Source organism: Rhizobium sp. SL42, assembly GCF_021729845.1.
Lineage (GTDB): Bacteria > Pseudomonadota > Alphaproteobacteria > Rhizobiales > Rhizobiaceae > Allorhizobium.
Map to the genome: position 1 here is coordinate 2,818,428 of NZ_CP063397.1, position 26,730 is coordinate 2,845,157.

General features: G+C 61.6%; 28 protein-coding genes. 5 read left to right on the plus strand and 23 right to left on the minus strand.

Going from position 1 to position 26,730, the window contains the following annotated elements; translation table 11 throughout:
* Positions 1 to 16: 16 nt before the first annotated feature.
* Positions 17 to 775: a hemerythrin domain-containing protein gene (locus IM739_RS13340; protein WP_237368207.1), complete on the plus strand. Its 759-nt coding sequence runs from the start codon at positions 17 to 19 to the stop codon at positions 773 to 775.
* Between the two features lie 47 nt (positions 776 to 822).
* Here the strand turns inward: IM739_RS13340 and IM739_RS13345 are convergent, their stop codons facing one another.
* The 8 genes from IM739_RS13345 to hemN all read right to left on the minus strand — a co-directional run bounded on the left by IM739_RS13345 (position 823) and on the right by hemN (position 8,611).
* Positions 823 to 1,569 carry a PAS domain-containing protein gene (locus tag IM739_RS13345; protein ID WP_237368208.1) on the minus strand — a complete coding sequence of 249 codons (747 nt, stop codon included), beginning with the start codon at positions 1,567 to 1,569 and terminating at the stop codon, positions 823 to 825.
* A gap of 180 nt (positions 1,570 to 1,749) precedes the next feature.
* Positions 1,750 to 2,679, minus strand: coding sequence for a lipid A biosynthesis lauroyl acyltransferase (locus IM739_RS13350; RefSeq protein ID WP_237368209.1), 930 nt, complete (start codon positions 2,677 to 2,679; stop codon positions 1,750 to 1,752).
* Positions 2,680 to 2,683: 4 nt separating this feature from the next.
* Entirely contained in the window at positions 2,684 to 3,712 is a 1,029-nt protein-coding gene (locus tag IM739_RS13355; RefSeq protein WP_237368210.1) for a zinc-binding dehydrogenase, read from the minus strand.
* Positions 3,713 to 3,769: 57 nt separating this feature from the next.
* On the minus strand, positions 3,770 to 5,059 hold the full coding sequence (locus IM739_RS13360; protein ID WP_237368211.1) for a beta-ketoacyl-ACP synthase: 1,290 nt from the start codon (positions 5,057 to 5,059) through the stop codon (positions 3,770 to 3,772).
* A 13-nt stretch (positions 5,060 to 5,072) separates the two neighbouring features.
* On the minus strand, positions 5,073 to 6,275 hold the full coding sequence (locus IM739_RS13365) for a beta-ketoacyl-ACP synthase (protein ID WP_237368212.1): 1,203 nt from the start codon (positions 6,273 to 6,275) through the stop codon (positions 5,073 to 5,075).
* Positions 6,276 to 6,378: 103 nt separating this feature from the next.
* Positions 6,379 to 6,852, minus strand: coding sequence for a 3-hydroxyacyl-ACP dehydratase FabZ family protein (locus IM739_RS13370; protein WP_237368213.1), 474 nt, complete (start codon positions 6,850 to 6,852; stop codon positions 6,379 to 6,381).
* A gap of 25 nt (positions 6,853 to 6,877) precedes the next feature.
* The gene (locus IM739_RS13375) at positions 6,878 to 7,156 is read right to left on the minus strand and encodes an acyl carrier protein (protein WP_007601806.1); all 279 of its coding nucleotides are present in this window, start codon (positions 7,154 to 7,156) and stop codon (positions 6,878 to 6,880) included.
* 105 nt (positions 7,157 to 7,261) lie between these two features.
* Positions 7,262 to 8,611: an oxygen-independent coproporphyrinogen III oxidase gene (gene hemN, locus IM739_RS13380; RefSeq protein ID WP_237368214.1), complete on the minus strand. Its 1,350-nt coding sequence runs from the start codon at positions 8,609 to 8,611 to the stop codon at positions 7,262 to 7,264.
* Positions 8,612 to 8,800: 189 nt separating this feature from the next.
* Between hemN and IM739_RS13385 the strand changes: the two genes are divergently transcribed.
* Positions 8,801 to 9,526 (plus strand): Crp/Fnr family transcriptional regulator, encoded by a 726-nt coding sequence (locus IM739_RS13385; RefSeq protein ID WP_237371068.1) that lies wholly within the window; start codon positions 8,801 to 8,803, stop codon positions 9,524 to 9,526.
* 14 nt (positions 9,527 to 9,540) lie between these two features.
* On the opposite strand, the gene IM739_RS13390 is transcribed toward IM739_RS13385, so the two are convergent.
* The 5 genes from IM739_RS13390 to cobA form a co-directional block, all read right to left on the minus strand.
* Positions 9,541 to 9,942, minus strand: a complete 402-nt coding sequence (locus tag IM739_RS13390) for a L,D-transpeptidase (RefSeq protein ID WP_442981133.1) — start codon at positions 9,940 to 9,942, stop codon at positions 9,541 to 9,543.
* A gap of 145 nt (positions 9,943 to 10,087) precedes the next feature.
* Positions 10,088 to 11,062, minus strand: coding sequence for an adenosylcobinamide-phosphate synthase CbiB (cbiB, locus tag IM739_RS13395; RefSeq protein ID WP_237368216.1), 975 nt, complete (start codon positions 11,060 to 11,062; stop codon positions 10,088 to 10,090).
* On the minus strand, positions 11,059 to 12,063 hold the full coding sequence (cobD, locus tag IM739_RS13400) for a threonine-phosphate decarboxylase CobD (RefSeq protein WP_237368217.1): 1,005 nt from the start codon (positions 12,061 to 12,063) through the stop codon (positions 11,059 to 11,061). Before cobD ends, cbiB begins: the two co-directional genes overlap by 4 nt.
* Positions 12,060 to 13,364: a cobyrinate a,c-diamide synthase gene (locus IM739_RS13405; protein WP_237368218.1), complete on the minus strand. Its 1,305-nt coding sequence runs from the start codon at positions 13,362 to 13,364 to the stop codon at positions 12,060 to 12,062. The genes cobD and IM739_RS13405 overlap by 4 nt, the downstream gene beginning before the upstream one ends.
* Positions 13,361 to 14,221, minus strand: coding sequence for a uroporphyrinogen-III C-methyltransferase (cobA, locus tag IM739_RS13410; RefSeq protein ID WP_442981044.1), 861 nt, complete (start codon positions 14,219 to 14,221; stop codon positions 13,361 to 13,363). The genes IM739_RS13405 and cobA overlap by 4 nt, the downstream gene beginning before the upstream one ends.
* An 86-nt stretch (positions 14,222 to 14,307) precedes the next feature.
* On the opposite strand from cobA, the gene IM739_RS13415 reads away from it, so the two are divergent.
* The 3 genes from IM739_RS13415 to IM739_RS13425 are packed head-to-tail and all read left to right on the plus strand — an operon-like array spanning position 14,308 to position 16,571.
* Positions 14,308 to 15,447, plus strand: coding sequence for a cobalt-precorrin-5B (C(1))-methyltransferase (locus IM739_RS13415; RefSeq protein WP_237371070.1), 1,140 nt, complete (start codon positions 14,308 to 14,310; stop codon positions 15,445 to 15,447).
* Complete coding sequence (locus tag IM739_RS13420) at positions 15,437 to 16,156, plus strand: cobalt-precorrin-6A reductase (protein ID WP_237368219.1); 720 nt, start codon at positions 15,437 to 15,439, stop codon at positions 16,154 to 16,156. Before IM739_RS13415 ends, IM739_RS13420 begins: the two co-directional genes overlap by 11 nt.
* Positions 16,157 to 16,193: 37 nt before the next feature.
* Positions 16,194 to 16,571, plus strand: coding sequence for a nuclear transport factor 2 family protein (locus tag IM739_RS13425; RefSeq protein ID WP_237368220.1), 378 nt, complete (start codon positions 16,194 to 16,196; stop codon positions 16,569 to 16,571).
* Between the two features lie 53 nt (positions 16,572 to 16,624).
* On the opposite strand, the gene IM739_RS13430 is transcribed toward IM739_RS13425, so the two are convergent.
* From IM739_RS13430 to IM739_RS13475, 10 genes are all read right to left on the minus strand, one after another.
* Positions 16,625 to 17,587 carry a nucleoside hydrolase gene (locus IM739_RS13430; protein ID WP_237368221.1) on the minus strand — a complete coding sequence of 321 codons (963 nt, stop codon included), beginning with the start codon at positions 17,585 to 17,587 and terminating at the stop codon, positions 16,625 to 16,627.
* A 128-nt stretch (positions 17,588 to 17,715) separates the two neighbouring features.
* Positions 17,716 to 18,171: a GFA family protein gene (locus IM739_RS13435; RefSeq protein ID WP_237368222.1), complete on the minus strand. Its 456-nt coding sequence runs from the start codon at positions 18,169 to 18,171 to the stop codon at positions 17,716 to 17,718.
* A 17-nt stretch (positions 18,172 to 18,188) separates the two neighbouring features.
* Positions 18,189 to 18,659, minus strand: a complete 471-nt coding sequence (locus IM739_RS13440; protein WP_237368223.1) for a hypothetical protein — start codon at positions 18,657 to 18,659, stop codon at positions 18,189 to 18,191.
* A 50-nt stretch (positions 18,660 to 18,709) separates the two neighbouring features.
* Positions 18,710 to 19,492, minus strand: a complete 783-nt coding sequence (cobM, locus tag IM739_RS13445) for a precorrin-4 C(11)-methyltransferase (RefSeq protein ID WP_237368224.1) — start codon at positions 19,490 to 19,492, stop codon at positions 18,710 to 18,712.
* Positions 19,493 to 19,687: 195 nt separating this feature from the next.
* The gene (gene cobJ, locus IM739_RS13450) at positions 19,688 to 21,505 is read right to left on the minus strand and encodes a precorrin-3B C(17)-methyltransferase (RefSeq protein WP_237368225.1); all 1,818 of its coding nucleotides are present in this window, start codon (positions 21,503 to 21,505) and stop codon (positions 19,688 to 19,690) included.
* Positions 21,502 to 22,245 carry a precorrin-2 C(20)-methyltransferase gene (gene cobI / locus IM739_RS13455; protein WP_237368226.1) on the minus strand — a complete coding sequence of 248 codons (744 nt, stop codon included), beginning with the start codon at positions 22,243 to 22,245 and terminating at the stop codon, positions 21,502 to 21,504. Before cobI ends, cobJ begins: the two co-directional genes overlap by 4 nt.
* Positions 22,246 to 22,251: 6 nt before the next feature.
* Entirely contained in the window at positions 22,252 to 23,487 is a 1,236-nt protein-coding gene (cbiE, locus tag IM739_RS13460) for a precorrin-6y C5,15-methyltransferase (decarboxylating) subunit CbiE (RefSeq protein WP_237368227.1), read from the minus strand.
* Positions 23,480 to 24,124 (minus strand): precorrin-8X methylmutase, encoded by a 645-nt coding sequence (locus tag IM739_RS13465; protein WP_237368228.1) that lies wholly within the window; start codon positions 24,122 to 24,124, stop codon positions 23,480 to 23,482. The genes cbiE and IM739_RS13465 overlap by 8 nt, the downstream gene beginning before the upstream one ends.
* The gene (locus IM739_RS13470; RefSeq protein WP_237368229.1) at positions 24,121 to 25,032 is read right to left on the minus strand and encodes a hypothetical protein; all 912 of its coding nucleotides are present in this window, start codon (positions 25,030 to 25,032) and stop codon (positions 24,121 to 24,123) included. The genes IM739_RS13465 and IM739_RS13470 overlap by 4 nt, the downstream gene beginning before the upstream one ends.
* On the minus strand, positions 25,032 to 26,408 hold the full coding sequence (locus IM739_RS13475; protein WP_237371071.1) for a sirohydrochlorin chelatase: 1,377 nt from the start codon (positions 26,406 to 26,408) through the stop codon (positions 25,032 to 25,034). The genes IM739_RS13470 and IM739_RS13475 overlap by 1 nt, the downstream gene beginning before the upstream one ends.
* Positions 26,409 to 26,730: the final 322 nt, after the last annotated feature.

The following is a 26,730-nucleotide window of genomic DNA, read 5'->3' on the forward strand; positions in this document are numbered from 1 at the left end:
GGAATCCCCCAACGGCTTGCTGATCCAATTGCGGGCCTATCGCCAGACGGAGAATCCTCCCGCATCATCTGCAGACATCGCATTGACGCGGCGAAACCACCTTGATCCAAGTCAAGGCAATCTCGCGGGGATTGGCCAACCTTGCCAACACACCGGAGGAAGCCGCTTCTTCGCCACCCGATCAGGGAGCACCGGAGGGCGGCAGGCGCGGGACGGGCCCGCCGCGGACGGCGCGTTGGAGATGACCGAGATGCAAGCAAAAACGACCACGCAGACATCCCGCACGGACGAACTCCGCACCGGCACGCCACAACTTTCAGACGGGGGCGAAAGCAGCCTGTCCTGGCTGCGGCGCTCGCACGGCGAACAACTGGCGCTGTGCAAGGAGCTTGAGGAGATTGCCGATTCGCTGCCGTCGAACATCAACCGGCAGAAGTGTATCTATGCGGCAAAGGCGCTGGGGCCACTGATCAAGGGCGGGCATCACTATGAGGAAACGGTGCTCTTCCCGCAGTTGCAGTCAAGCCAGGGCGCGCCCGCGCATCTCGCACAGACACTCGAGCGACTGAAATTCGAACATTTCGAAGACGAGTGTTTTGCCGAGGAGCTGACCGACGCGCTTCTCAAGCTGGGGTCGGGCGATGCGGTCAACATGGAGGCGGTCGGCTATATGCTGCGCGGCTTCTTCGAAGGCATCCGGCGCCATATCGCTTTTGAGCGCGAGCACCTGCTGGCGGGCGTGAGCGACAAGGCGCGCGGCTTCGATGTAAATTGAAGGTCAACCAAAGGCCGAGGTGAACGGCGCCGGCCGCCCCAAACCGTTCAGGCAGCCAGTGTGCTGACACCGACATTGCCGCTGCTGAAGGTCAGCACGGCACCATTGATCACACCATGGCTGTTGCGCAACGGCGTGAACCGGCCGTGGAACGCCGATACCAGATGATTGCCGCCGTTGAAGCGGCTCGCGAAATCACCGCTTTCACCGCGGAATGCGTGATCCAGCGCGTCGCGCATGGCGACAAACGCATCCGGTTGCAGACCGAGTTCAAAAACACTGCGACCGATCATATCGATCGGGCGGGTGCGCAGCATATCGGCCATCGCCGGATTGGCGAACAGATAGCGATAGTCCCGTGTCACCACAGCGACCCTGTCGGGAAGACTGTTGAGGATCACCTCATTCAGCATGTCGTCATCGCCAAAGGCGGGATGCGGCTTGGAATCGAGCATCGACACAACAGCATCACCGGTTGGCTTCGCCAGGCCACGTGGTCCGAAATAGCGCTCGATCAGGATGCTCATCAGCGCGGTATGGCGCAGGACGCAGGACCGATCGTCGGCGTCTTCGCGCAGGAGCTTGGTCAGCAGGTGCAGCTGAAGGTAGATTTCGTCGGGCTCGCTGGCGCGATATGCCACCATTTCGCAGATGAGAGGATCAAGCTCGCGATCGAGCGTCGCCACCAGCCGGTCATTGCCGCTGCGAATGGCCTGCTGCAACTGCACGTTCTTCAATGAAACAGCTTCGAACAGCGGAAGAAGATTGCCGTCGCGCGATGGATCTGAAGACATGCCGTCACCTCATTCACTCGTGTGACATGGGCAAGCCACCACATCACATTCACTCCAACTTGAGCGATAACATGAGGTTGCATCATCTTCAATCTCTGGGCGTAGGCTTCGCGCTCTAGCCCAAAAAATGTTACGGTATCTGACGGCCGTCGAACATACGTCCCGTCGGCCTGAAACACCTCAGATCGTGTGCTTGATATTCCAACGATCGTGGTACCAGAGCCATTGCTCCGGATACTCTCTCACCCAGCTTTCAACCTTGTCGTTCAGCATCTGCGCGGTTGCAGCAACGTCCAACTGGCCGCGATCATTGCGCGGCAGATCGATCTTCGGTTCGATCTCGAGCCGGAAGCGATTGCCAGGCAGACGGATGCAGCGCGCCGGATAGATATCGCAGCCGAACTGCCGCGCAAGCTTGGCGAGCAACGGATTGGTCTGCACGGGATTATTGAAGAACTGCGTGTGCACGCCGCGCTGGAATTTCTGGTCGACGAGCACGCCGACCCCGCCGCCCTGCTCCAACTGGCGCGCCAGCGCAAAGGACGACCCCGCATGCGAGGGAACCAGCTTGCCCATGCGCTTGCGGCGGAACTCGAACACTTTTTCGGCGATATAGGGATTGTTGGGCGGACGGAAAAGCACCGTCACCATGAGCCCGAATGCAGCCCCTGCGACCGGCAACAGCTCGAAATTCGCCGTATGGGCGGTAAAGACGATGAACGGCCGCGGCTGGTTGCGCAATTCCATGAAGATCGGCACACCCGACACTTCAATTCGCCCCTCGCCCGGCTTTTCCGGATCGTAGTCAAACAACTGGTCGAGAAAGACGTATTCGGCCGCCAACCGGCCCATATGGCCCCAGCTCGCAAGGGCGATCGCCTCGCGTTCACTCTGCGTCTTTTCCGGAAACGCATTGCCGAGATTGACCATCATCAGCCTGTGTCGGCGCGTCTTCGGCCCGATCCAACGCATCAACCGGTCGGCAAAATTGATCGCCGAATCGGCCGGCAGCACCTTGAGCAGGCTGAGAAAGCCGAACGCTGCCTGCGCAACCAGCCACTGGGACAGCTTACGCAGACCGAGAACGATGCGGGTGATGATCATCCGCAATGGATCAATCCATCTTCAGGAGGATCTTGCCGAACACCTGTCGGCCTTCCATGCGGGCGAGCGCCTTGTCGATATCGTCGAAGGTGACTTCGGTATCGATCACCGGACGCACGAGACCACGCGCCATCTTCTGCATGGCGTCGGCCATGTTTTCCATCCGGCAGCCGAACGAGCCGAGCAGTTTCAACTGCTGCTGGAACAGCATCATCAGGTTGACATCGGTGGACACACCGGACGTCGAGCCGCAGGTGACCAGACGGCCGCCGCGCTTCAGGCAGAACATCGAGGCAGCAAACGTGTCCTTGCCGACATGTTCGAATACCACGTCGACACCCTTCTTCTTGGTGATCTTGCGGACCACCCCTTCGAAGCGCTCGGTGCGATAGTTGATGACGTGATCGGCACCCAGCGCCTTCGCCGGTTCGATCTTGTCATCCGACCCGACGGTGGTGATAACCGTGCAACCGATCTTCTTGGCCAGCTGGATCGCTGCCGTTCCGATGCCTGATCCACCGGCATGAATGAGGATCGTTTCGCCCGGCTCAAGCTTGGCATTGTCGAACAGCATGTGTTCGACCGTCCCGAAGGTAACAGGAGCCAGGGCCGCGCCGATCGCATCGACGCCCGGAGGGGCCGGAACCAGCAGACGCGCCGGCAGATTGATCTTTTCCTGGGCAAAGCCGTCGAGATGGAAACCGTGCACGCCGGAGACGTTTTCGCAGAGATTGTCGCGACCTTCGCGACAGGGCTTGCACAGACCGCAGGTGCGCGCACCGTAAATCGCGGCGAGCTGGCCCGGCAGGATGTTGCCGACGCCCGGACCGATCGCCTCGACGACGCCCGACGCTTCCGCACCGATCACCAGCGGCATCTTGCGCTTGGCAAATGCCATGCCGCGCCAGCCCCAGACATCGATATGATTGAGGGCCACGGCCTTGACGCGAAGCGTGACCTCACCTGGGCCAGGAGCATCGGGCTCCGGCAGGTCGACGATTTCAAGCTTGCGGTCTTCGACGAGTTGCAATGCGCGCATAGGATTTTTCCCCGCCCAGCGGGCGTTAGTTCAGGTCAATCAAGGTTGCGAGGCGGATTAGACCGGTTCCCGCGTCATGACAAGGCTTGCGTTCTGGCCACCGAACCCGAAGGAGTTCGACGCAACGGCCGAAACATCGGCATCGCGCTTCACATTCGGCACCACGTCCAGCACGATGGCCGGATCGGGATTGGTGTAGTTGATCGTCGGCGGCAATGTTCCCGTCAGCATGGTCTGGATCGAAAACACCGCTTCGACCGCACCCGCCGCCGTCAGCGTATGGCCGATCATCGACTTGTTCGACGAGCAAGGAATACCGTCCTTGAGGCGGTCGCCAAAGACGGACAGCATTGCGCCATATTCCATCTTGTCGTTTTCCGGCGTCGACGTGCCATGCGCATTGATATAGCCGACCTGCCCTTCGGACAGGCCCGCATCCGCAAGTGCCGCCTTCATAGTGGCGATCGCCGGGCCGCCGTCGGGCGACGACCGGGTGCGATGGAAATGGTCGGCCTTTTCGCCGCAACCCTTCATGATGCCGAGCACCTTCGCGCCGCGGGCGATCGCCGATTCCAGCGATTCCAGCACCAGAGTTGCGGCGCCCTCGGCGATAACGAAGCCGTCGCGTTCCTTGCTGAACGGCTTCGACGCCTTTTCCGGCGGATCATTCTGGGTCGACAGCGCCGACAGAAGCGCGAACCGCACAACCGATTCCGGGCTGATGGACCCATCGGTCGCAACAGTGAGTGCGCGGGTTGTCCGCCCCTGTCTGATCGCCTCGACGCCAAGCTGGATAGCAGTCGCGCCCGATGCACACGCCGTCGACAGCGTCACCGGCAGTCCGCGTGTGCCGAAACGGTCGGCTAGACGCTCGGAAATCGCACCGAACTGCACCGCCTCCAGGAAGACCGGATCCGGCTTTGCGCGCATGGCGGCCAGGAACCGCACATAGGCGTCACCCGGTTCCGACGCAGGCGGTGCACGATCGGCAAGCGCGAAACGGTCATGCCATTCCGGCTCGACCGGCGGCGCTGCGAGAAACAGCGGGCCGTTGAAATCGCCGTCGATCCCGGCCTGGGCCAGGGCTTCGATCGTGGTTTCGCGGGCCATCGCATATGACCGCTCGACGGAATTGGGGGCCGGGACCTCGAGGAAATCGACGGTGCCGGCGATACGGGTCGACATGCCTTCGGTGTCGAAGCGCTTGATCTTGTGGATACCCGACGTGCCGGACGTCAGCGCCGACCAGTTGTCGGCAAGACCCTGGCCAAGCGAGGTGATGACGCCCATACCGGTAACGGCGATGATCGGGCGTCCCAGATGGTCGGTGAAGCGGTTGTCAGACATGGATCCAGTCTCCTCAAGCATTCGCCGAAAGAACGGCAAGGCCTTCGCCGCGCACATAGCCGACCGTCGTCACGACAGCATGCTTTGCAGGCTGAGCCTGCTCCGTCTCATGCTCGGCGTCAAACACCGGCACGACCGCCCCGCTGTCGATGGACAGCGCCGCCAGAGCAAGTCCGACCGGAAACTGCGCTTCCAGCGAATGTCCGATCGAGCCCGCATAACCACGCACAGGTGCCGCGCCGAAGCGCGCTTCCAGCGCGGACTTTTCACGTTGCGCAAGTTCGGCCATGCCGGACGCTCCGGAAAAGACGATCGTTTGAGCAGCATCGAGCGCATCGGCCTCGGGCGCGATCCGGGCGAGCCTTGCCTCGAACCTGCCGTCGTCACGATTGCCGCGGTCGCCCTCGACCGCATCGAGGACGCAATAGATATGGGCGCCGCGGGCTTCGGCATGTTCGCGCGATTCGAGCACCAGGAAGGCGCCGACCGTGCCAAGGATCATGCCGCCGCCTTCTGTTCCGTCACGTGCCCAGAGCGGTTGCCATGGGCCGGTCTGGTGGGCACGGATGCCCTCGACCAGAAGCAGGATGTCCGGACGCTCCGATATGAAGGCACCGCCGACCAGCGTATGGGTCGACTGTCCGGCCTTGATCCGGGCATAGGCTGTCTCGATTGCAGAGATTCCGGCCGATTCCTCACCCATGAAGGTGCGCGACGAGCCGGTCACCTTGTGCACGATGGAGATATTGCCGGCGAGCAGGTTCGACAGCTGCGCCAGAAACAAGGTCGGACGCAGTTCCGTCGTCAGCTTTTCAATCAACAGCTTTTCGCGGTCGTTGCGCTTCAAGGCTTCGTCGACGATCAGGCTGTCGACGGCAATATCACGCTCCCCGCCCCCGGCAGCCACGATCAGATCCATCGAGCCGCAGGCCTCGACGTCATCCTTCATGCCGGCATCGTCAAGCGCCAGACCTGCTGCAAACACGCCGAGGCGCTGCCAGTTTTCCATCTGCCGCTGATCCTTGCGACCGATCTGGGCAGACCAGTCGATCTCGGGCAGCGGATGCACGACATAAGGCTTGAATTTTTCCGTCTCCAGCACCGGATCCGGTGCCTTCGGCGACGATAAAAGCGCGATATGAGGCTCCTTGCCGGTACCGTGGCATGTGACGATGCCAATGCCGGTGATCACCACATCATTCGGATTCTTGACCATATGCAATCCTTTCGCCGGCCCCACGGCCAGCGTCCAAAGCGGGTTTTCCCGATCCACGCCTCAAGGTCAATAGACGATTGCGCTCGAAGGCGGGAAGCAGCCCTCAGCGGGCTGCGGCAATCGCGTCGATCAGGCCGATATCCTCGGCCCTCTTGCGCACGATCGGCGCCAGCGGAATTTCGCTGAACGGCATGGTTCTGAGTTTCAGCTGCGTATCGCAGACCTTCTTGCCGGCTGACGTGATGCGCGCCTTGGTCACGGCAAAACCGGAACCGTCATGTTCCAGGTCGGCCTCGATGTCGAGCACGGCGCCCGGTTCGACGAAGGTTCGCATCTTGGCGCCATCGACGGCCATCAGGAACGGCATCGCCTCGAAATCCTTGACCGCCAGCAGCAGCAGGCCGGACGCCTGGGCCATGGTTTCGATCAGAAGAACACCGGGCACCAGTGGCATGCCGGGGAAATGGCCCTCGAAGACGGGGCTTTCCATCGGCACGACCGAGCGGGCCTTCAAACGGCCAAGGCCGAGATCCACGCTCTCGACCTTGTCAATCATCTGAAAATATTCAAGCAGCATGACGATCTCCGCCGGTTGAAGCGGATCAGCCCTTGGCAGCCTTGAGTTCGTCGATCTTGGCGCAGAGATTCTTCAGAACGAAGTATTCCTCGGTCGAGACCTTGCCCTCGTTGACTTCCTGGGTCCACTGCTCGAGCGGGATCTTGATGCCGAATTCCTTGTCGATCGCAAAGACGATGTCGAGGAAGTCCAGGCTGTCGATGCCGAGATCGTCGATCGTGTGGCTTTCCTGCGTAATCGTCTCGCGATCGATTTCGCTGGTTTCAGCAATGATGTCGGCAACTTTGTCGAATGTAGCGGTCACGCCAATACCTCATATGTCTTAAATTCTGTGTTCCACATAGGGAAAACACTCTTAAAAGCCAATGGCCGTTTTAAGACTGGATGAAAATTGGCGTCGAAGTGTTGCCTAAACAGCAATCGAATGACGTCCCTTGCCGTTGGAAAGGTAGCTGTCGAACGCCGCGGCAACCGTGCGGGCAAAGGGCCGGCCGGCTTCAGTGAGCCGGAATTCGTCATCGATTATCTCACAAATCCCGTCGCGATTGCTCCCCGCAAACTGCCGTGCCTCGGCGATCACCGTCTCGGCCAGAAGGCCGAAATGTGTCCTCAGTCCGGAAAACGACACGGTAAAACTGCACATGATTTCTTCGATCACCCGGGCGCGCAATCGATCTTCGATGGACAACGCGATGCCGCGCACGACAGCAAGCCCGTCATTGTCGGCCATGCGCTGATATTCGCCGGTCGCCGGCATGTTCTGCACATAGCCCTGCGGCAATTGCCCGATCGACGAAGCACCAAGCCCGATCAGCGCCTTGGCAGCATCATCGGTATAGCCCTGAAAATTCCGATGCAACCGCCCTTCCCGCGCGGCAATCGCCAGGCTGTCGCCGGGAAGCGCGAAGTGGTCGATGCCGATTGCCTCATAGCCGGCGGCCAACAGCTTGTCAGAAGCCATACTCATCTGGGCGAACCGTTCCTCGAGCCGCGGAAGCGCGGCTTCGGGAATCATCGCCTGGTGTTTCTTCATCCATGGCACATGGGCATACCCGAACAGTGCGATGCGATCCGGTGCCAGCGACAAGATGTCATCGACTGTGCGACCAAGCGTTTCCAGGTTCTGGTGCGGCAGGCCGTAGAGAATGTCGCAATTGACCGAATGCACGCCCCGTACCCGAACCGCGTCGACAACCGACTTCGTCTGCTCGAAGGACTGCAGCCGGTTGATCGTCTTTTGCACGCGCGGATCGAAATCCTGAACGCCGAGACTTGCCCGCGTCATGCCGATCTCTGCCAACGCATCGTAGCGGCTGTCGTCGAGGTCGTTCGGATCCATCTCGACGCTGATTTCGACGTTCTCACCGAAACTGAAGGCCGCCCTGAGACAGGCCATCAGCGCGATCAGGTCTTCGGGCCGCACCATGGTCGGCGACCCGCCGCCGAAATGCACCGCCGACACCTTTGCATCTCCCGACACCAGAGAACCAACTTTCTCGATCTCTTTCTTGAGCGATTCGAGATAGATGGCGATCGGCTCGTACTTCAGCGTGTGCTTCGTGTGACAGGCACAGAACCAGCAGAGCCGGTCGCAATAGGGAATGTGGATATAGAGAGACAGATCTTCCTTGCCGGACAGCGAACCAAGCCACTGCGCATAAATGCCACAGTCGATCCCCTCATGAAAATGTGGCGCCGTCGGATAGCTCGTATAGCGTGGGACGGCGCCGGAATAGCGGGAAAGAAGAGTGTTGTTCATGGCGAGTTGGGACTCCGCAGCGACTTGATTTTAGCCAAGGATAACCATGGCAAACCGCGCTTCCTTTGACTTCGATCAAGTCCCCGGCCGAATATTCCGCCTAGAGTTGGATTGAAGTTTTTCGGCCTGGCACCGTAACGCGAGCGGCGTCGGACGTATGACCAAGGATATTTACAGGGCGGCATGATGATGGACACCTTCCAAAAACCACGGCCCGACTGTGAAACTCCGGCCGTCTGCCGTAGCTGCGAGGCCCGCCATGGCGGCCTCTGTTCGGTTTTGACCGCCGCCCAGATGGTCGAACTCAACCGACACTCCATCCGCAGGCGTGTCGAAGCAGGCAATGAGATCATCGGCCAGGGCGAGCCGGTCAGCAGTTACGGCAATGTCCTGAAAGGCGTCATCAAGCTGTCGAAGATGATGGCGGACGGACGCCAGCAGATCGTCGGACTACAATTTGCCCCAGATTTTATCGGCAGGCCGTTCCAGGGGGAGAGTTCGATCACAGCGGAAGCTGCAACCGACACGGAAATCTGCACCTTCCCCCGCCATATCATCGACCGCATGGTCGGAGATGTCCCGGACATGGAGCGCATGCTTCACACCCAGGCGCTGAAGGAACTTGACGAGGCACGTGACTGGATGCTGACGCTCGGCCGCAAGACGGCCCAGGAGAAGGTCGCAAGTTTCCTTTACCTGATCGCCATCCATATCGATCCGGAGACGCAGGCCGCCTCCACCTTCGATCTGCCGCTGTCGCGCGCCGATATCGCCGATTTCCTTGGCCTCACCATCGAGACCGTCAGCCGCCAGATGACCAAGCTGCGCAAGGATGGCATCATCGTCATCGAAAACAACCGACATGTCATCGTGCCGAATACGGAGCGTCTGCGCGACGCGGCCGGCATCGATTGAGGCGACGGCCGGACCTACCGCGCGATCACGATCCGAGTATTGCGCAGGCCCTTTGTTTGCGCCAGGGAAAAGAACACCGCCGCATTGTCGGGATGAAGCCGAACGCATCCATGCGAGGCCGGACGGCCGAGACGCTTCAGATCGAAGGTCGCATGCACGGCATAACCACCATTGTAGAAAATCGCATAAGGCATCGGCGCATTGTCATATTTGCGCGAGCGATGGTTCTTCGACGCCCATTTGGCACTGTAGCTGCCGGTGGGCGTGACATAACCTGACCGAGCGGTCGAAACCTTCCAACGATATTTCACAACGCCATTTTCCGTCACCGTCATCGTCTGCTTCGAGATGCTGACGCGTGCCACAACAGAACTGGCCTCGGCCGAAAGCGGCGCCGACAACATCGCACCAAGCATGGCTGCAAGCATAAACCCACGCATGACATCCCCCCTCCGATGATCTGCCTTGAACAGGAACAGCCTAGGCGGAAGACATGAAGATACGATTGCCAAGCTTACACTGTTTAAAACGCCTGAATGACCCGAACTTCCGGAGAGTGTTTCAAACTGTAGCCAATAGAAGGACGAAGAGTGAAGCAGCCAGAAGAATGTCGCAGGCTGCGTAGAAAACCTTCACGCCGCGCGTGATGTCCCGATAGTCCGCATCACCGCGACCGGCGGCATGCATCATCGGTTCACTGACACGCACGCCACCATAGATGCGCGGACCCGCCAGTTGCAGGTCGAGCGCACCTGCCATCGCCGCCTCCGGCCAACCAGAATTCGGTGAACGATGCAGGCCATGATCGCGCAGCGCCGCCGATAGCGACAGCCGGCCGGCAGCCCAGCCCAGCCGCAACCAGGCCGCAAGCGCAATCAGCACTGCCGAGATCCGCGCAGCCGGCCAGTTCGCCAGATCATCCAGTCGCGCTGAAGCCCAGCCGAAGTCGATATAGCGCTCATTCTTGTGACCGATCATCGAATCGGCGGTATTCAGCATCTTGTAGGCCAGAAGTCCGGGAAGTCCCGCTATCGCATACCAGAACACCGGCGCCACGACGCCATCGGCGAAGTTTTCAGACAGGCTTTCAATCGCGGCCCGGCAGACAGCTGGTCCGTCAAGCGTCTTCGGATCGCGACCGACTATCATCGACACCGCTTGCCGCCCGCCGTCGATCCCGTCCAGTTTCAAGCCACGCGCGACAGCCTGAACATGATCGCCAAGGCTTTTCTGGGCGATAAACACGGCGGCAACGACGGCTTCGAAAGCCATTCCGACGACACCGAAAGCGTCAAAAAACGCCGAGAGGACAGCACCCACCAGGACAGCAAGCAAAAGCAGCCCCAGAATCGACAACACGCCGTTCAACCGCCGGCCTTCCGGCGTGAAGCGCGCATTGTTCAGGTGCTTTTCGAGAAAACTGATCGCGGCACCAAAAAGCACCACGGGATGCGGCACGCGCGACCATAGTTTCGGCGGATCGCCAATCAACCGGTCCAACACGATCGCCAGGCAAAGCGTCAGCAGGTGCATCATCTGCGGTTCACCCGCCAGAGATCCAGCGCATCGCACAGCCGCTGATCGCCAGCCCTGTCGGGCGCAAGGCCGAATCTGAGCCAGGTCGGCGCATAGTCGAATTTGCGGGTCAGGATGTGGTGCCGGCAGAGATGCGTGTGCAAATCCGGCGCACGGTCATCTTCCACCAGCGCAAACAATCCGACTGTGCCCCGGCTTTTCAATTCATGCGCGGCCAATACACGGTCGAGGCCGGCGCGACGCTCGGCAATGCCATCCATGATCACCTGCCGGTCCGTCGAAAAGAGCTCGGTGGCAATGCTCAGTGCAGGTCCCGCAACGGCCCAAGGACCGAGCCATTCGGCCATTTGAGCGGTAATGGCTTCATCGGCGATGACAAATCCGAGGCGGATACCCGCCATGCCGAAAAATTTGCCGAACGAGCGGAAGACGATCACATGCTTCTCGGCAGTGCCCGCCATGCTCGTCTCTGGGCAGCTCTCGCCAAAGGCCTCGTCTACCACCAGCAACGCACCGGCTCCCCGAAGGCGCTCGATCAACGGCGAAAACTGATCAGGCGCAAATACCCGGCCGTCAGGATTGTTGGGATTGACGACGACAACCATGCCATGACGCGCATCGATCTCTTCTGGCGACGTGACGGCATCGACGACAAAGCCGGCAAGCTCGAAGGCACGGCGATATTCGCCATAGGTCGGAGAAAAGATCGCCACACGTCGCGAAGGTTCAACAAGCCGTGGCAGAAGCTGGATAGCGGACTGGGTGCCGGGCACAGCTAAGGGCAACCGTTCGCCCGATCTGTAGAAGACGCGTGCCGCCGCGCGGGCGGCAAGCTCCAGCTCGCGATCGGGCAGCCGGTGCCATGCCCGATCGGGGGTCGCGGGCAAAGGCGGCGGGCACGGATTGATACCGGTTGACAGATCGAGCCAATCCTCCGGCTGTCCGCCGTAGATGGCAGCCGCGGCGGCCAGCCCGCCGCCATGCTGGATCGGGCCGCTCATGTGCCGGTCTCCGTGATATCCACCAGATGCATATAGGAGCCGCACACCTTGCCGCGCCTGAGACCAACGGCACCAAGATCATTGTCCAGCGCATCCCTGGCAGTGAAGAGCCGATCGGCGTCACCTTCGGCAACCACGGTCGAATAGTGAAATTCATGCGCCGTCATTGCGCCTGCGAAACAACCGGTATCCACAGGCGTAACCCGCCGATAACCGAGATGACGCTTGCGAACGGCGTAGCTTGTCACCAAGGGCAAGAGCCCGAGCATGGCGTGTGAAGCACCTTCGCCATCGATCAGCGCATCACCGAGAACCATGTAGCCGCCGCATTCGCCATAGATCCGTGTACCGCGCGCGGCCGCATTCAGCATGCCGGAGCTGAAACGGGCGGCGGAAGAAAGCGGGCCGGCATGCAGTTCCGGATAGCCACCTGGAAGATAGACCGCGTCGGCCGCACCAGCAGGCGCTTCGTCGGCCAGCGGCGAAAAGAAGGAGACCTCGGCACCCTGCCCGCGCCAGCCTTCGATCAGGTGCGCATAGGAAAAGGCAAAGGCCATGTCACGCGCGATCGCGACATGCTGGCCGATCGGTGCGATCGACGACACGGCAGGCGATGCTGACTGACCGGAAGCCCGATCGGCGATCGCGACCAGGAGATCGAGATCGCAGCAGCGTTCCATGACGTCGGCCGCATGCCCGACAAAGGTTTCAAGTGCGGCATGTTCACTCGCCTGCACCAGGCCGAGATGGCGTTCGGGAAGCGCGAGGCCTGCATCGCTGCGGATCGCGCCAAGCACCGGCATGCCGATCGCGTCGAGCGCCATGCGCAACATCGCCTCATGACGATCGCTGCCGACCCGGTTGAGAATGACACCAGCCACCCGGACATCGGCGCGGTAAGCGGCAAAACCCTGGACCAGTGCCGCGACAGACTGCGATGTCTTGGCGCAGTCCACTACCAGCACGACCGGCAATCCGAGCAGGGCCGCGAGATCGCCCGCCGATCCGGAGCCGTCGGCGGCTCCATCGAAGAGACCCATCATCGCCTCGATCAGCAGCAGCCGCCCGCTGCCATGGCTTTCGGCCTGTGCGAGAAGAAATTCGGGGCGCATGGCCCAGGGATCGAAATTGAAGCAGGTCTCGCCGCTGGCCGCGGAATGAAATGCCGGATCGATGTAATCGGGACCGGCCTTGCCCGGAGCAAGCCTGAGGCTGCGACGTTTCAGCGCCCGCATCAGGCCGAGTGTCACCACGGTCTTGCCGGAACCGGATGCCGGCGCTGCGATCATAAGACCGCTCATGCCCGGTCTTTCCTCTCCTGCGCAGCAAATGGATCGGGGAGCAGCGCCCGACCATTCTGAGCACCGAGCCAGTCCAGGGAGGCCCGCAGCCGCACCACTTCGCCGACAACGACGATCGCTGGCGGCGCGATGCCCGCAGCCAGCATATCCGCCTCGGCACGGCCAAGGGTCGTTTCAAGCACGGCCTGCGCTGGCGTTGCCGCATCGCAGACAAACGCCACCGGTTCGTCAATCGAACGACCTGCGGCAATCAGATTGGCGGCAATCTGACCCATATGTTTCATCGCCATGTACATGACGATCACCGGAGACCCGCGACCGATCGCCTCCCAGTCGATCCTGTCCGGGACGATGCCGGACGAATCATGACCGGTCAGGAATGTCACCGCGTGATTGACTTCGCGATGGGTCACCGGGATGCCGGCATAGGCAAGGCCACCGATGCCGGCGGTAATGCCCGGCACGATACGGAACGGCACACCATGCTCGATCAGCGTGAGGGCCTCCTCGCCGCCACGCCCGAAGACGAAGGGATCGCCGCCTTTGAGACGAAGCACGCGCAGGCCGGATTTCGCCAGCTCGACCAACCGCAGCGAGATATCGCGCTGCTTGGCCGACGGCTTGCCGCCGCGCTTTCCGGCATATTCAAGCACAGCACCGCTTCGGGCGAGCTTCAGGCAGTCGTCATTGACCAGAGCATCGTGCACGATCACATCCGCTTCGCTCAGGGCCTTGGCGGCGAGCAGGGTCAAAAGACCGGGATCCCCCGGCCCCGCACCGGCCAGCCAGACGTGACCGGGCTGAATTGCCGGCAGGCTCGAAGGCAGCGAAAGATGCGTCATATCACTCATGCTCATGGTCTATGTCCGAGAGGCGAAAAATGCAATGTGCGGCAATGGACTGGACGCTTCCGGTCGCCACGTGCCTCGCCTATAAGAGGGCGATGAGCAAGCCGAGCAAAACCACATCCAGCGCACCGACCGAGGCGGACGACCTGCGCGTGGAAAGGCCTGATATCGCGCTGCGCACCGGCTGGACCACCGGCGCATGTGCGACGGCCGCAACCAAGGCGGCACTGACGGCACTGCTGACAGGAGAATTCCCCGACCCTGTTTCGATCACCCTTCCGCGCGGCGAGACACCGGCCTTTGCCCTCGCAACCGAAGGCATCAACGGCGATAGTGCCTTTGCAGGCATCATTAAGGATGCAGGCGATGATCCTGATGTGACCCATGGCGCTACCGTAGTGGCTAAACTGCGCCGGACAAATCCCGGAAGCGGCATCGTCTTTGTGGCCGGCGACGGCGTGGGAATGGTGACTAAGGCTGGCCTGCCGATCGCCCCCGGTGAAGCGGCGATCAATCCGGTGCCGCGCCAGATGATGACGAAGGAAGTGGAGGCGCTTTGCGCCAGCCATGGCATCGCGGCTGATATCGAGATTACCATTTCGGTCCCTGGAGGCGATCTGCTCGCAGAGCAGACCTGGAACCCGCGCCTCGGCATCCTCGGCGGCATTTCAATTCTCGGCACGACCGGGATCGTTCATCCCTTTTCCTGCGCCGCCTGGATCCACTCGATCCATCGCGGCATCGATGTCGCCCGCGCCGAGGGGCTGACCCACGTACTCGGCGCGACCGGCTCCACGTCCGAAAAGACGGCGCAGGCCTTTCACAATCTGCCCGATGGCGCTTTGCTCGACATGGGTGATTTTGCCGGCGGCCTGCTGAAATATCTGCGCGCGCACCCCGTTCCCCGCCTGACGATCGCCGGCGGCTTCGCCAAGATGGCAAAGCTCGCCCAGGGCGCGCTGGACCTCCATTCGTCACGCAGCCAGATCGATAATAATTATTTTTTATCATTGGATTGCATCAAAAACTTAAATCAAGAGACAAGAGATAAAATCCGGTTTGCGAACACAGCACTTGAAGTTCTTGAAATAACAAAAGAACATGGAGTAAAAATTGCCTCTCCAGTCGCCGAGGCGGCGCGTTTGTCGGCCTGCGGCGTCCTCAGGGGTGCCCCCATCCAGGTCGACGTGATCGTCACCGATCGCAAGGGAAACATCCTCGCCCATGCCCGGTAAACTGCCCACTGACACGCCTCAAGAACCGCGCACCGGAGACCGCCAAAGGATCCTCATCCTCGGCGGCACGGCCGAAGCGCGCGAATTGGCAGGCAAGCTGGTTGCGGACGGCCACGAGGTGACGACGAGCCTTGCAGGGCGCACGGCAGATCCGGTCCTTCCAGCCGGCGAAATCCGCATCGGCGGCTTTGGCGGCGCCGAGGGACTGGCGGCTTATCTTCGAGAAAATGCCGTTAGCCGGATCATCGACGCCACCCATCCCTTTGCCCGCCGGATCTCCGAAAATGCCATCCGCGCGGCTGCCGAAACCGGCATCGTGCTGGAACAGGTGGTTCGCCCGCGCTGGCAGAAACAGCCGGGCGACCGCTGGCGACAGGTCACCACACTGGAGCAGGCCGCCGGGCTCCTGCCGTCCGGAGCCACGGTTTTCCTCGCCCTCGGTCGCCAGTATCTCGATGCCTTCCTGCCACGTGTCGACTGCCGTTTCATCATTCGCATGGTCGATCCGCCGGAAAGGCCGCTCGGCTTTTTCGACCATGCGCTGGTCCTCGGCAAACCGGCAAGCGACCCGGCCCGCGAGGCGGATCTGATGACGGCACACGGCATCACCCATCTCGTTGCCCGCAATTCCGGCGGGCCGGCCGGTTACGCCAAGATCATCGCCGCCCGCGAACTTGGCCTGCAGGTCATCATGCTGGAACGAGAATGAACCAAAGCAGAGACAGCCAATACTTCAAGGAGTTTTCATGAAGGATACTGACGGGGAAAGCATCGCCTATCCGGTGCAGATGCAACTCGAGGCCTACAATGCCCGCGATATCGAGAGCTTCATGCAGTGGTGGCGGGAGGACTGTGCCTACTACGCCTTTCCCGACACGCTTCTCGCCCGAGGGACAACGGAGATCCGCGCCCGCCATGTCGAGCGCTTCAAGGAGCCGAACCTGCACGGCAAGCTGCTGAGCCGATCCGTCGTCGGCAATGTCGTGGTCGACCACGAGACCGTCACCCGCACCTTCCCGGAGGGTCCAGGCGAAGTGGACGTGATCTGCATCTACGAAATCGAGGCCGGCAAGATCGCCAGGGCCTGGTTCAAGGTCGGTGCGCCGCGCCTGGATCAGGCGTAAACGCGACGGCAAAAGTAGAAACGCCCCGGACTGGCCGGGGCGTTTGTCAAGCTTCAGTCTTCCTTGACCGCCACGATCGTGTCGTGGATCAGCTTCAACACTGCATCAGCTTCGACATCGACACAGATCTTCTGGCTCGGCAGGTTGCCATCCCAGTCGGATGGGCCAAATCCCTTGCCGTCGGGCTTCTGGATCGTCTGGCCATCGGCAATGCCACCGCAAACGACGCGGATCGGACCGGAGCGGGTGGTGAACAGTTCAGGCGCCACGACATAGACGCAGGCGCAGCTGTCATGCACGACCATGCCGTCCTGAACGCGGCCCTCGTAGAACTTGATGTAGAATTGCGACAGGTCGAACAGCAATTGTGCACGCTTGCCCGCCGCATCGCGGATATCGGCAAGAGCCTGGCGGGTCATTACCGTCTTCAGCGTGACGTCGAGGCCAACCACGACCACCGGCCATGTCGCGGTCATCACGATGTCGGCGGCTTCCGGGTCGCCATGGATATTGGCTTCGGCCGCCGGCGTGACATTGCCGTTGGTGTCGAAGGCGCCGCCCATGATGACAACCTCCTTGACCAGGGTGACAATTTCCGGATCTTCCTTTAGCGCATTGGCGAGGTTGGTCATGCGGCCGACGGCGACCAGCGTCACCTCGCCCGGATGGGCGCGGACCAAGTCGACGATGAAACGATGCGCCGGACGCGGATCCGGCTGAATGTCGGTCACCTCGGGCACGCCGATATTGCCGAGCCCGTCATCCCCGTGAATGAAGGTCGGCGGCGCATGCGTCACGCGATGGGGAATGAAGGTTTCGCCAGCCCCCCGGGCGACCGGAGCCGCGATCTGCCATTCACGCTTGAGGAACAGCGCATTGCGCGTGGTGGTCTCGATCGTTGCATTGCCGAAAACGCTGGTGATACCGATCAGGTCGATCTCCGGGTGGTGGTGGAGAAAGAGCAGCGCCATTGCGTCATCGACGCCCGGATCCGTATCGAAAATGACCTTGTGCATGAAAAGTGCCGCCATCGTGTCAGAGAAGGGATGCGCCAGATCACCCGCCGCAATACCACCGGATTAGCCGAGGAGCGGTGACGGTTCAAGGCAGGAAACGAAAGCGGCGACAGAGCGCGGCGCAGTCCTCAGCCGGTAGTCTCGGCGAAAGCCTGCATCAGTTGCGGAAAGTCGTTCGGCGGCGGAAACTTGCCATAACTGTGGACGGCCGGTGTGACGACCCAAGGCAGCTTTTCGTCCGTGCAGGTCTCGATGAAGGGCGCAAGCTCCGCGGCATTGTCGAGCATGGTCGCGCGCACATTGATCAGCGGCCCGAGCATCTTGGCGCGGGTGAAGATCCAGCTCAGGCAATGGGGACAGAAATTGTGATGGAGATCACCGTGCATGCCGCCGATGACTGGCTGAAGCCCATGCACCTCGACCGCATCCAGCGGATAGAGCGCGCTCAGCGAAAAGGCGCTTGCCGTCATCTTCCGGCAGCCGGTGCAATGACAGGCCATGGTGATCAGCGGTTTGCCGCGAACCTTCAGCTGGACCTGGCCGCAGCGGCAACTTCCGGCGTGAACATTGGTATCATCGGACATCAGGACATCTCCTCGTTTCACGGACCATCACATGACAGACCTTGCAGCCGCGCCACTGCCGCCGCATGGTCGCGACGCGCGATGAACGCAGCCGCACGCGGACGGGGATCGTGCAGATACTGATCCGGCCCAAGCATCTTGCGGGCATTCAGTTCGGCTGTGTCCAGCGCGTCGAAACCGACCGGCACGATCGTGCTGCGCCAGCCTGGGCTGTGGCGCGACCATCCCTTCGCATGATGGGCAAGCAATCGGTCACGCAGGCAATAGCCGTGATAGTCGAAAGCGACAAAGCCATTCGTCACGAACATGTGGCCACCGGCAAAGCCCTCGTCGGGAATGATGCGCTCGGCGTGGAAGCCACCAAGAGGTCGCGTCGCGAGATAGACTCCTGCGAGAATATGACAAGCGCCGTAGCCGAAGAATACTCGGTCCGGCAGCGCCCACCGCCGGACGGGATCCTTCTTGATTCCGTGTTTCAGGACATACATGCCGCAAGCGTACAGCCTCGGCGACAGAGGTCAATCTCGGTCAGGAGGCGCTAGCTTGCGACCTTCTTTTTCTTCTTGCCGGCATTGCGCAGCACGTGGGTAAAATCGGAATTGTAGAGATCGCTGTCGCGAAACTCGACATGTCCGAAGACCTGGCCGACCATGATCAGAGCCGTACGGGTCAACTTGGCCTTTCGAACCTCATCGGCCATGTCCTTCAATGTCGTGCGGATGAACATTTCGTCCGGCCAGGTCGAACGATAAGCCACCACCACCGGGCAATCCTCGCCATAGTAAGGCGTCAGCGTATCCCGGATATGCGGCAGGTTGCGGATCGACAAGTGGATGGCGAGCGTTGCCCGCGACTTGCCGAGGATCTCCAGCGTTTCGAATTCCGGCATCGACGACGCCTTCATCTCGGTGCGCGTGATGATGATCGTCTGGGCGATCTCCGGCAGGGTGAGCTCGGTTTTCAACCGTGCCGCGGTGGCCGCAAAGGCCGGAACGCCGGGCACAACGTCATACGGAATGCCGAGTGCGTCGAGCCGGCGCATCTGCTCGGCAATCGCGCCATAGATCGATGGATCGCCGGAATGCACCCGCGCGACATCCTCGCCACGCGCATGCGCTGCCTCGATATCGGCAATGATCTCGTCGAGATGCATCGGCGCCGTATCCTTGACGATCGCCCCTTCCGGCGCGCATTTGACCGTCTCCTCCGGCACCAGCGACCCGGCATAGAGGCAGACCGGGCAGCGCTCGATGAGCCTCAGGCCCCGCACGGTGATCAGATCTGGCGCGCCGGGTCCGGCACCGATGAAATAGACGGTCATGTGGTTGTCCTTCGCAATCTCTATTCGCGCCACCTGGCGCAATTTGCCCCTCATTCGGCTGCCGCCACCTTCTCCCCACAGGCGTGGCGAAGGCACAACAAGCGCCGTTTCGGCTCAATTCTCCTTCGCCCCGTTTACGGGGAGAAGGCAACGGCAGGGGATGAGGGGCAAAGTTAAGATACCCCGCAATCCCGCTCAGCCCTTCATTCCACTCTCGGCCTTGCCCGAATAACCACGCGGCGTATAGACCCAGGTCTTGCCGTCGCCGGTCGTGACCGTCCGGCTTTCGGAAGACCCGACCACCACCACCGTCAGCATGTCGACATCATCGACGTTCAGCGCGCCAAGCGGCACGGTGCGCACAGTTTCGCCTTCGCGCCCGAGATTGGTGGCAAGGATCACCGGCGTGTCGAAGGGGCGGTATTTCAGCAATTCGTCGCGGGCATAGGCAAGCTGGGTACGGCGCTTCATCGAGACGGGATTGTAGAAGGCGATGACGAAGTCGCCCTCGCCCGCTGCCTTGACGCGCCGCTGGATATGCTCCCACGGCGTCAGCAGGTCGGACAGGGAAATAGTGCAGAAGTCATGGCCGAGCGGCGCGCCGATCCGGGCGGCCGCGGCCTGCAGCGCGGAAATGCCAGGCGAAACCTGGACCTCGATACGGCTGGCCGCATCGGTGATGCCGCCCTTGTCAAACAGTTCGAAGACGAGCGTCGCCATGGCATAGATGCCGGCGTCGCCGGAGCAGACGAGCGCCACCGTCCTGCCTTCGCCCGCAAGCTCCATCGCATGCACGACGCGCGCCTCTTCCTTGCCAAGGTCGAAGTCGTGGCGCGCCTTGCCTTGGGCAAGCGGACCAAGCAGGTCGAGGTAGAGCGAGTAACCGACCAGATCGGTCGATTGGCTGACCATGGAGGAGACTTCCGGCGAACGCCAACCATCAGAACCTGGACCGATGCCGACGACGAACAGCGTGCCGCGAGCCCGACCGACCGCCTGCGGATCGATCACGGACGGCGCGCGCGCGATCGCGGCGGTTGCCCCCTTGGACTTGATCTTTTCAACGACCAGTTCGCCACGCGCGCCAACCGCCGCAAGTGCCGCCCCCTCGGCGACGCCATGGCAGCCGACCTCTGCGAAGACCACGTCGGACGGGTTCTTTAACCGCGGCGTCTCGGCTTCCAGCACCGCTGCCGGAAAAAAGCGGGCCGGCACGTTGAAATGGCGGGCGACGGCATGGATCGCGGCTTCATCGGCCTTGACGTCGATCGATGCAACCGCAGCCAGGCTTTCGGCTGCAAGCCCCCCGGACGCGAGCGCCTGTTCGGCCAGCACAATCGCTTCCGCAGCGCTGGCGTGACGTTCCGACCCCATGCCGAGCACAAGGGTTCGCGGATAGTAGACCAGCTCCAGCTCGTCCGCAGTCTTGGTTTTGTCTGTCACAGTCAGCGTCACGGATGCCTCATCATCGAAGGGAATGCGGGAATGGGAAAGCCAGGGGGCAGTGCCGATAAGCCTTGCCGAGCAGCCGGCGACCAGTTCGGCCATCACTGCCTTGGCATTGGCAGGGCAGGAAAGGCGGTAGCCCGCTGGCGGCTGGTCGAGCGCCACGCCGAATTTCAGGTCTCCGGCGGTGGTGATCGCGGCATGGGCTGAAAGACCGTCTGCAAGCAAGCGGGCCAGGTCATTGGCGCCGTGGTGGCCGCCGAGCAACGGAACCACCGAGGCGCCATCCTCCGACACGGCAAGAACCGGCGGCTCCGAATGCTTGTCGGAAAGGACCGGGGCCAGAAGCCGGATGAGCGCCCCGGACGCCATGACAGCGACCAGCGGGCGTCCTTCGGCAAATAGCACCTGGATATGGGTCTTCGCCATGTCGAAATAACGGTCGGCGTCAGTCACGCGCGCCCGCGCGCCATGCAGTTCGCCATCGACGATGCCGGCAATGCGCCGACCAAGATCGGCGGCGCTATCGCTGAGCACGAGCACTGCGGGCCTGTGGGTATCCTTCATGCGCCCGGCTCCACGCCCAGCCGGCTTGCCAGCGCCGGGTGCCATGCTTCGGCGCCCTTGTAGATCAGGATCATCGAGAAATAGGGCGCGACATCCTCGGACACGTCGGCAAGCGGTATCAGCCGCTGTTCCGCGAGACTGACACGCTCGACATAACCGGCCTGCGCCGTCAGCCCGAGCTCTGCGATCAAGGCGCGGATGCGGGAAAAATGGCGGCCGATCTTGATGATTGCGACCGCGCCGGAGGCCGCGATGCGTGCCGCCAAAACGTCGTCGTCAAGGGGACCGGGAAGCACGCTCAACACGTCGTTGCGCGCAGCCAGCGGTCGACCCAGCCCGGCGGCGGCAGCCATCATCGATGACACGCCCGGAACGACCTCGGTCAGATACCGATCAGCCAGCCGCTCGAACAGATACATGAAGGAGCCGTAGAAGAACGGATCGCCTTCGCACAATACGGCAACATCCGCACCGGCATCGAGATGTCGTGCCAGAACCTCGGCCGCATGGCTATAGGTTTCCTGCGCCGGAAAGCGCTCGACCCGCATCGGCACCACGATCGGCACCTCGAGTTGCGCAGCCGTCAGATAGGGCGCGGCAATTTGCCGGGCGAAGCTCGGCCCGGTATCCGGGGCGGGATAGGCGATGACTGGGCACGACGTCAGAATGCGATGCGCCTTCAGGGTCAACAGTTCCGGATCGCCGGGGCCAAGGCCAAGACCGTAGAGTTTACCAGTCATGATAGGTTACGCCTCCTCCTTGGTCGCGGTCCAGATCGTCACCGGCATCAGCGACTTCCAGCCACAATAGCGACCGACTGGCGCGGCGCGCGACACCTGGATGCGGATAAGGTCGCCGCCGTGAATGCCACGCAACTCGGCAAGTCGCGCCTCACCCTCGATCGTGACGGCGTTGGCCACTAGCCAACCGCCGAGCCCAAGCGCCTGCCAGCAGGCCTCGAACACACCCTCACCCGTGATGCCGCCACCGATAAAAACTGCGTCCGGGCGACGCAGGCCGGCTAGGGCCGCAGGCGCCTCGCCCTCGACGATGTCGAGATCGGGTACTCCGAGGTTCTCGGCATTTTCGCGGATCATCGCCACCCGTTCGGGTTTGGCCTCGATCGCCACCGCCCGCGTTCCCATTCCGGCGCGCATCCATTCGATCGCAATCGAGCCGCAGCCCGCCCCGACATCCCAGAGCATGGCATTGGGAAAGGGCGAGAGCTGCGACAGGGTTACCGCGCGGATCTCGCGCTTGGTCAGCTGGCCATCGTGGCGGAAGGCTTCGTCGGGAAGGCCGGAGACGGGCGACAGCAACGGTCCGTCGGAAGCGCAATCGATGGCCAGTGTGTTGAAATCGGAAAATTCCGGCTGATGCTCGAGGATCTGGCGCGCCGTCAGCGTCACGACCCGCTCCGTGCCACCGCCCATATGCTCCAGCACATGCAGGATCGAATTGCCAAAGCCGCGATGAACCAGCAGGGCCGCCGCCTGCTCGATGGTCGCTGCATCCGAGGTCAGCGCAAGGATCCGCGCGCGCGGCAGCACATGGCGATGGAGAAAGGCCAACGGCCGTCCATGCAGGGAAATCTGCGTCACCGATTGCAAGGGCCATCCGAGCCGGGCTGCCGCTAGCGAGAAGGCGGACGGGCTTGGCAGGATATACATTTCCTCGGCCGCAACATGCCGGCGAAGCGTCGCGCCGATACCGAAATGCATCGGATCGCCGGTGGCAAGCACCGTGACCGGCGAGCCGCGCAGCTTGAGGATTTCGGCCAGCGTTTCGCGAAACCCGGCGCCCCAGGTCAGGATCCGCTTCAATTCTGGCAACGAACTACCATCGATCACCGCATCGAGCCGTTCACCCAGCACCAGCGTTTCGGCCTGCCAGACATGCGACTGCGCCTCCGGCGTCAGGCTTTCCAGCCCGTTGTCGCCGATCCCGATGATGGTCAGCCAGGATTGGGAATGATCAGACATTGGTGCCAAGCCCTCCGGCAAGCGCGTTGACCGCAGCAGAGGCCATCGCCGACCCGCCGCGTCGGCCGCGTACGGCAATATAGGCAATACCGCGACTGTCTTCGATCAGGGCATCCTTGCTTTCCGCCGCACCGACAAATCCGACCGGCATGCCGAGGATCAAAGCCGGTTTCGGCGCACCGGCGTCGATCCGCTCCAACAGCCGGAAAAGTGCGGTCGGCGCGTTTCCGATGGCAACGACCGCGCCGGCAAGATATTCATCCCAAAGATCGACCTGGGCTGCCGAACGGGTATTGCCGATCTCTTCGGCCTTCGGGCGCACCCGGGCGTCATTCAGCAGGCAGAGCACATCATTGTCGGCTGGAAGCAACCGGCGGATAATGCCATGGCGAACCATTTCGACATCGACCAGAACCGGCGCGCCGCGTGCAAGTGCGGCGCCCCCGATTTCGAAGGCGCCTTGCGAAAACGCGATGTCGTCGACCAGATCAACCATGCCACAGGCATGAATCAATCTGATAGAAAGCTCATCCATCCCCTTGGGAAAACGCGACAAATCCACTTCGCGACGGATCGTCGAAAAGGACTGGCGGTAGATCTCGGCGGGGTCGCGGATGTAGTCTAGGGCGATAGTCATGCGGCCAGCTCCAGCGGTTGTATCCGTTGGTGCCCGATGCCGAGCACCCAGCCCTCTTCCTTCATGCACTGGGCAAGCTCACGCAGGTTCAATCCGGCCGGTGAAGCAAACAGGCCAGCCAGCTGGGCGCCACGATCAAATTCGGCAAAGCGCTCTGCCACTGTCTGAACCTGCAATGCATCCTTGATCTGCCCGTCGCCAACCGAAACCGGAAATAGCGAAGGATAGATCTCGGCGAAGATCACCGGCTTGAACGTCTGGACAGAAAAACCAGTTTCGAATGGCCACACGGAAATGCGATCGGCCAGCCCGTTGTCGTCAATGAATCGCGAAAGCCGGGCAATGCCAAGCAGCGACTGGCTACCGACAGAACCATTGTAGTGCAGTTGCCAGACGGACTTCGCACCTTTCGCATGTGTTTCGGAGATGCGAAATGACAAGGGCAAGTCAGCCGGCAGAGCAGGTTTCCTGTCGCTCAGATGCGTGTAGTCATGTCCCTGCGGCCGGCCCCAGAAACGCGGCACATCGGCAAAATAATCGCGGTTCCAGTTCGACGCCAGCTGGAATCGGTTGTTGGCATTGTCCGGGCCGTCCTCAATCTCACTGGCAATCTTGCGCCACAGCGCCCGCCAATCCGCCCTGCCCGTCAGGCGCTCGGCCGTTCCTGCCGGATAGCCGAAGGCAAAGTCGAAGCCGCAGAGCAGCCGCTCGCCGGCCGCCAGCGCCTCATCCACGATAGTGCCAAGCCGCTGCATGAAGGCATGGCGGGTGGAGAAATTCTCCAGCCAGTCGAGGCGCACCTGATCGCCTTGGCGCACAGCAAGGCAGGCCCATATCGAATTGGGCCCTTTGACCGGCGCGCCGGCGCCGGACCAGTCGACAATCAGGATGCGGTCGAACAGGGTCATTATTTCTTCTTTTGCATCGACTTCGGACCAAGCGGGTGGTCGGCATGCGGATACGGCGCGTGGTGATGGTCATGGCCGTGATCATGCGCGTGGCCGTGACCATGGGAATGGCCGTGATCATGCGAATGGGTGTGGTCACGATCGGCGCCGTGATGACCGTGACCGTGATGATGGTCATGATCGTGGTCGTGGTCATGCGCATGGTCGTGATCATGACCACAACCGCAGTTCGGTCCGTGCTCATGCGCCGCTTTCCTGCCGCTCGACGGTGCATTCATCACCGCCTCGAGTTCCGCATCCGGCGCCGCATTGAGCAGATGACCATATTTCCCACCCAGCAAGGTCGAGGCTCCGTAATCGAAGGCCGGCTCCAGCGCTGCCGGCTCGGCATGACTGTGCACCGGTGTCCAAGGCAGCCCATGTTCGCGGCAGAAATCCTCCTCGCGACACGAGGCATCGCAGTCCCCCTTGCACGGACAGTCTTCCATGCCACCGCCAATGCCTTCGACATGATGGTGGTGGCTTTCCTGCGGCTGGCCGATATCGGCCTCGAAGCCGAGCACCTGTTCACGATACTTGCACATCTGGCAGTTCATCACGGCCGCACCCTCGAGGATTTCCCGAACGCGGTCCTGGAAGGCGTCGAGCACCAGTGGGTGATCGTTGAGATAGCTCGCCTTGACGAACTGGATCTCGGGATGGCGGGCGGCGACTTCGTCGGTATAGCTGTAGATACGTTTGACCAACACGCCGGTGAACAGGAAGTAGGGGAAGACGATGATGCGCTTGTAGCCGAGTTTGGCGGCATGGGTCAGCCCGGGCTCGACCAGCGGGAAGGTCACGCCCGAATAGCAGGTCTCGCCCCAGCCGAAGCCCATGCCTTCCCAGAGCATGCGCATGACCTTGGTGGCGTTGGAATTGGCGTCGGGGTCGGACGAACCACGGCCCACGACCATCAGCAGCGTGTCATGCTTGTCGACGAAGCCCAGTTCGGAATTGGCGGTATCGACGGCTTCCTGGATCCGGTCGCCGGCAGCACGGATCATCTTCAGGTCGATGCCGAGTTCGCGACCATAGTTGATCACCATGCCCGGGTTCTGCGCCTGGTAGGTGTTGAGCACCGACGGAATGTCGTTCTTGGCGTGGCCTGCGGCAAACAGCATGCCGGGAACGGCCAGGACCCGCGTCACACCCTGCGCGCGCAGCCGGTCGAGGCCTTCGGCGATCACTGGATTGCAGAATTCGAGATAACCGTATTCGACCGGCATGTCGGTATTGCGCGCGCGCAACGCCTCGGCGATGATCGCGAATTCGCGCGCCGCGTTCTGGTTGCGACTGCCATGGCCACAGACCATGATTCCAAGTTTTTCAGCCATCATTTCCGGCCTCCCTGCTTCGTATTTTTTTCTATGTACGAAGCGCCGGGAGCTGCAGTCTGCAGCTCCTTGGCCTTTGGGACAGCTCCGGAATTGGCCCCCGGAATGGGTCGGCCGCACCGGACTATTTCCAGCCTGTCGAACAGGCGCCGTCGCACATTAAATAGAGCTTTATCGAAGCACGCTTTCAGGGTCAAACCGGTTTGCGCCGCTTCATGTGGAAGATGCGCCAGTCCACAGTAGAACAGGCGCTCCCTGCGCAAAGTCGGCGAGTATGGTTGCTCCCGCCGGAGACTCGGTGCACAAGTCCTGCGCCCATATC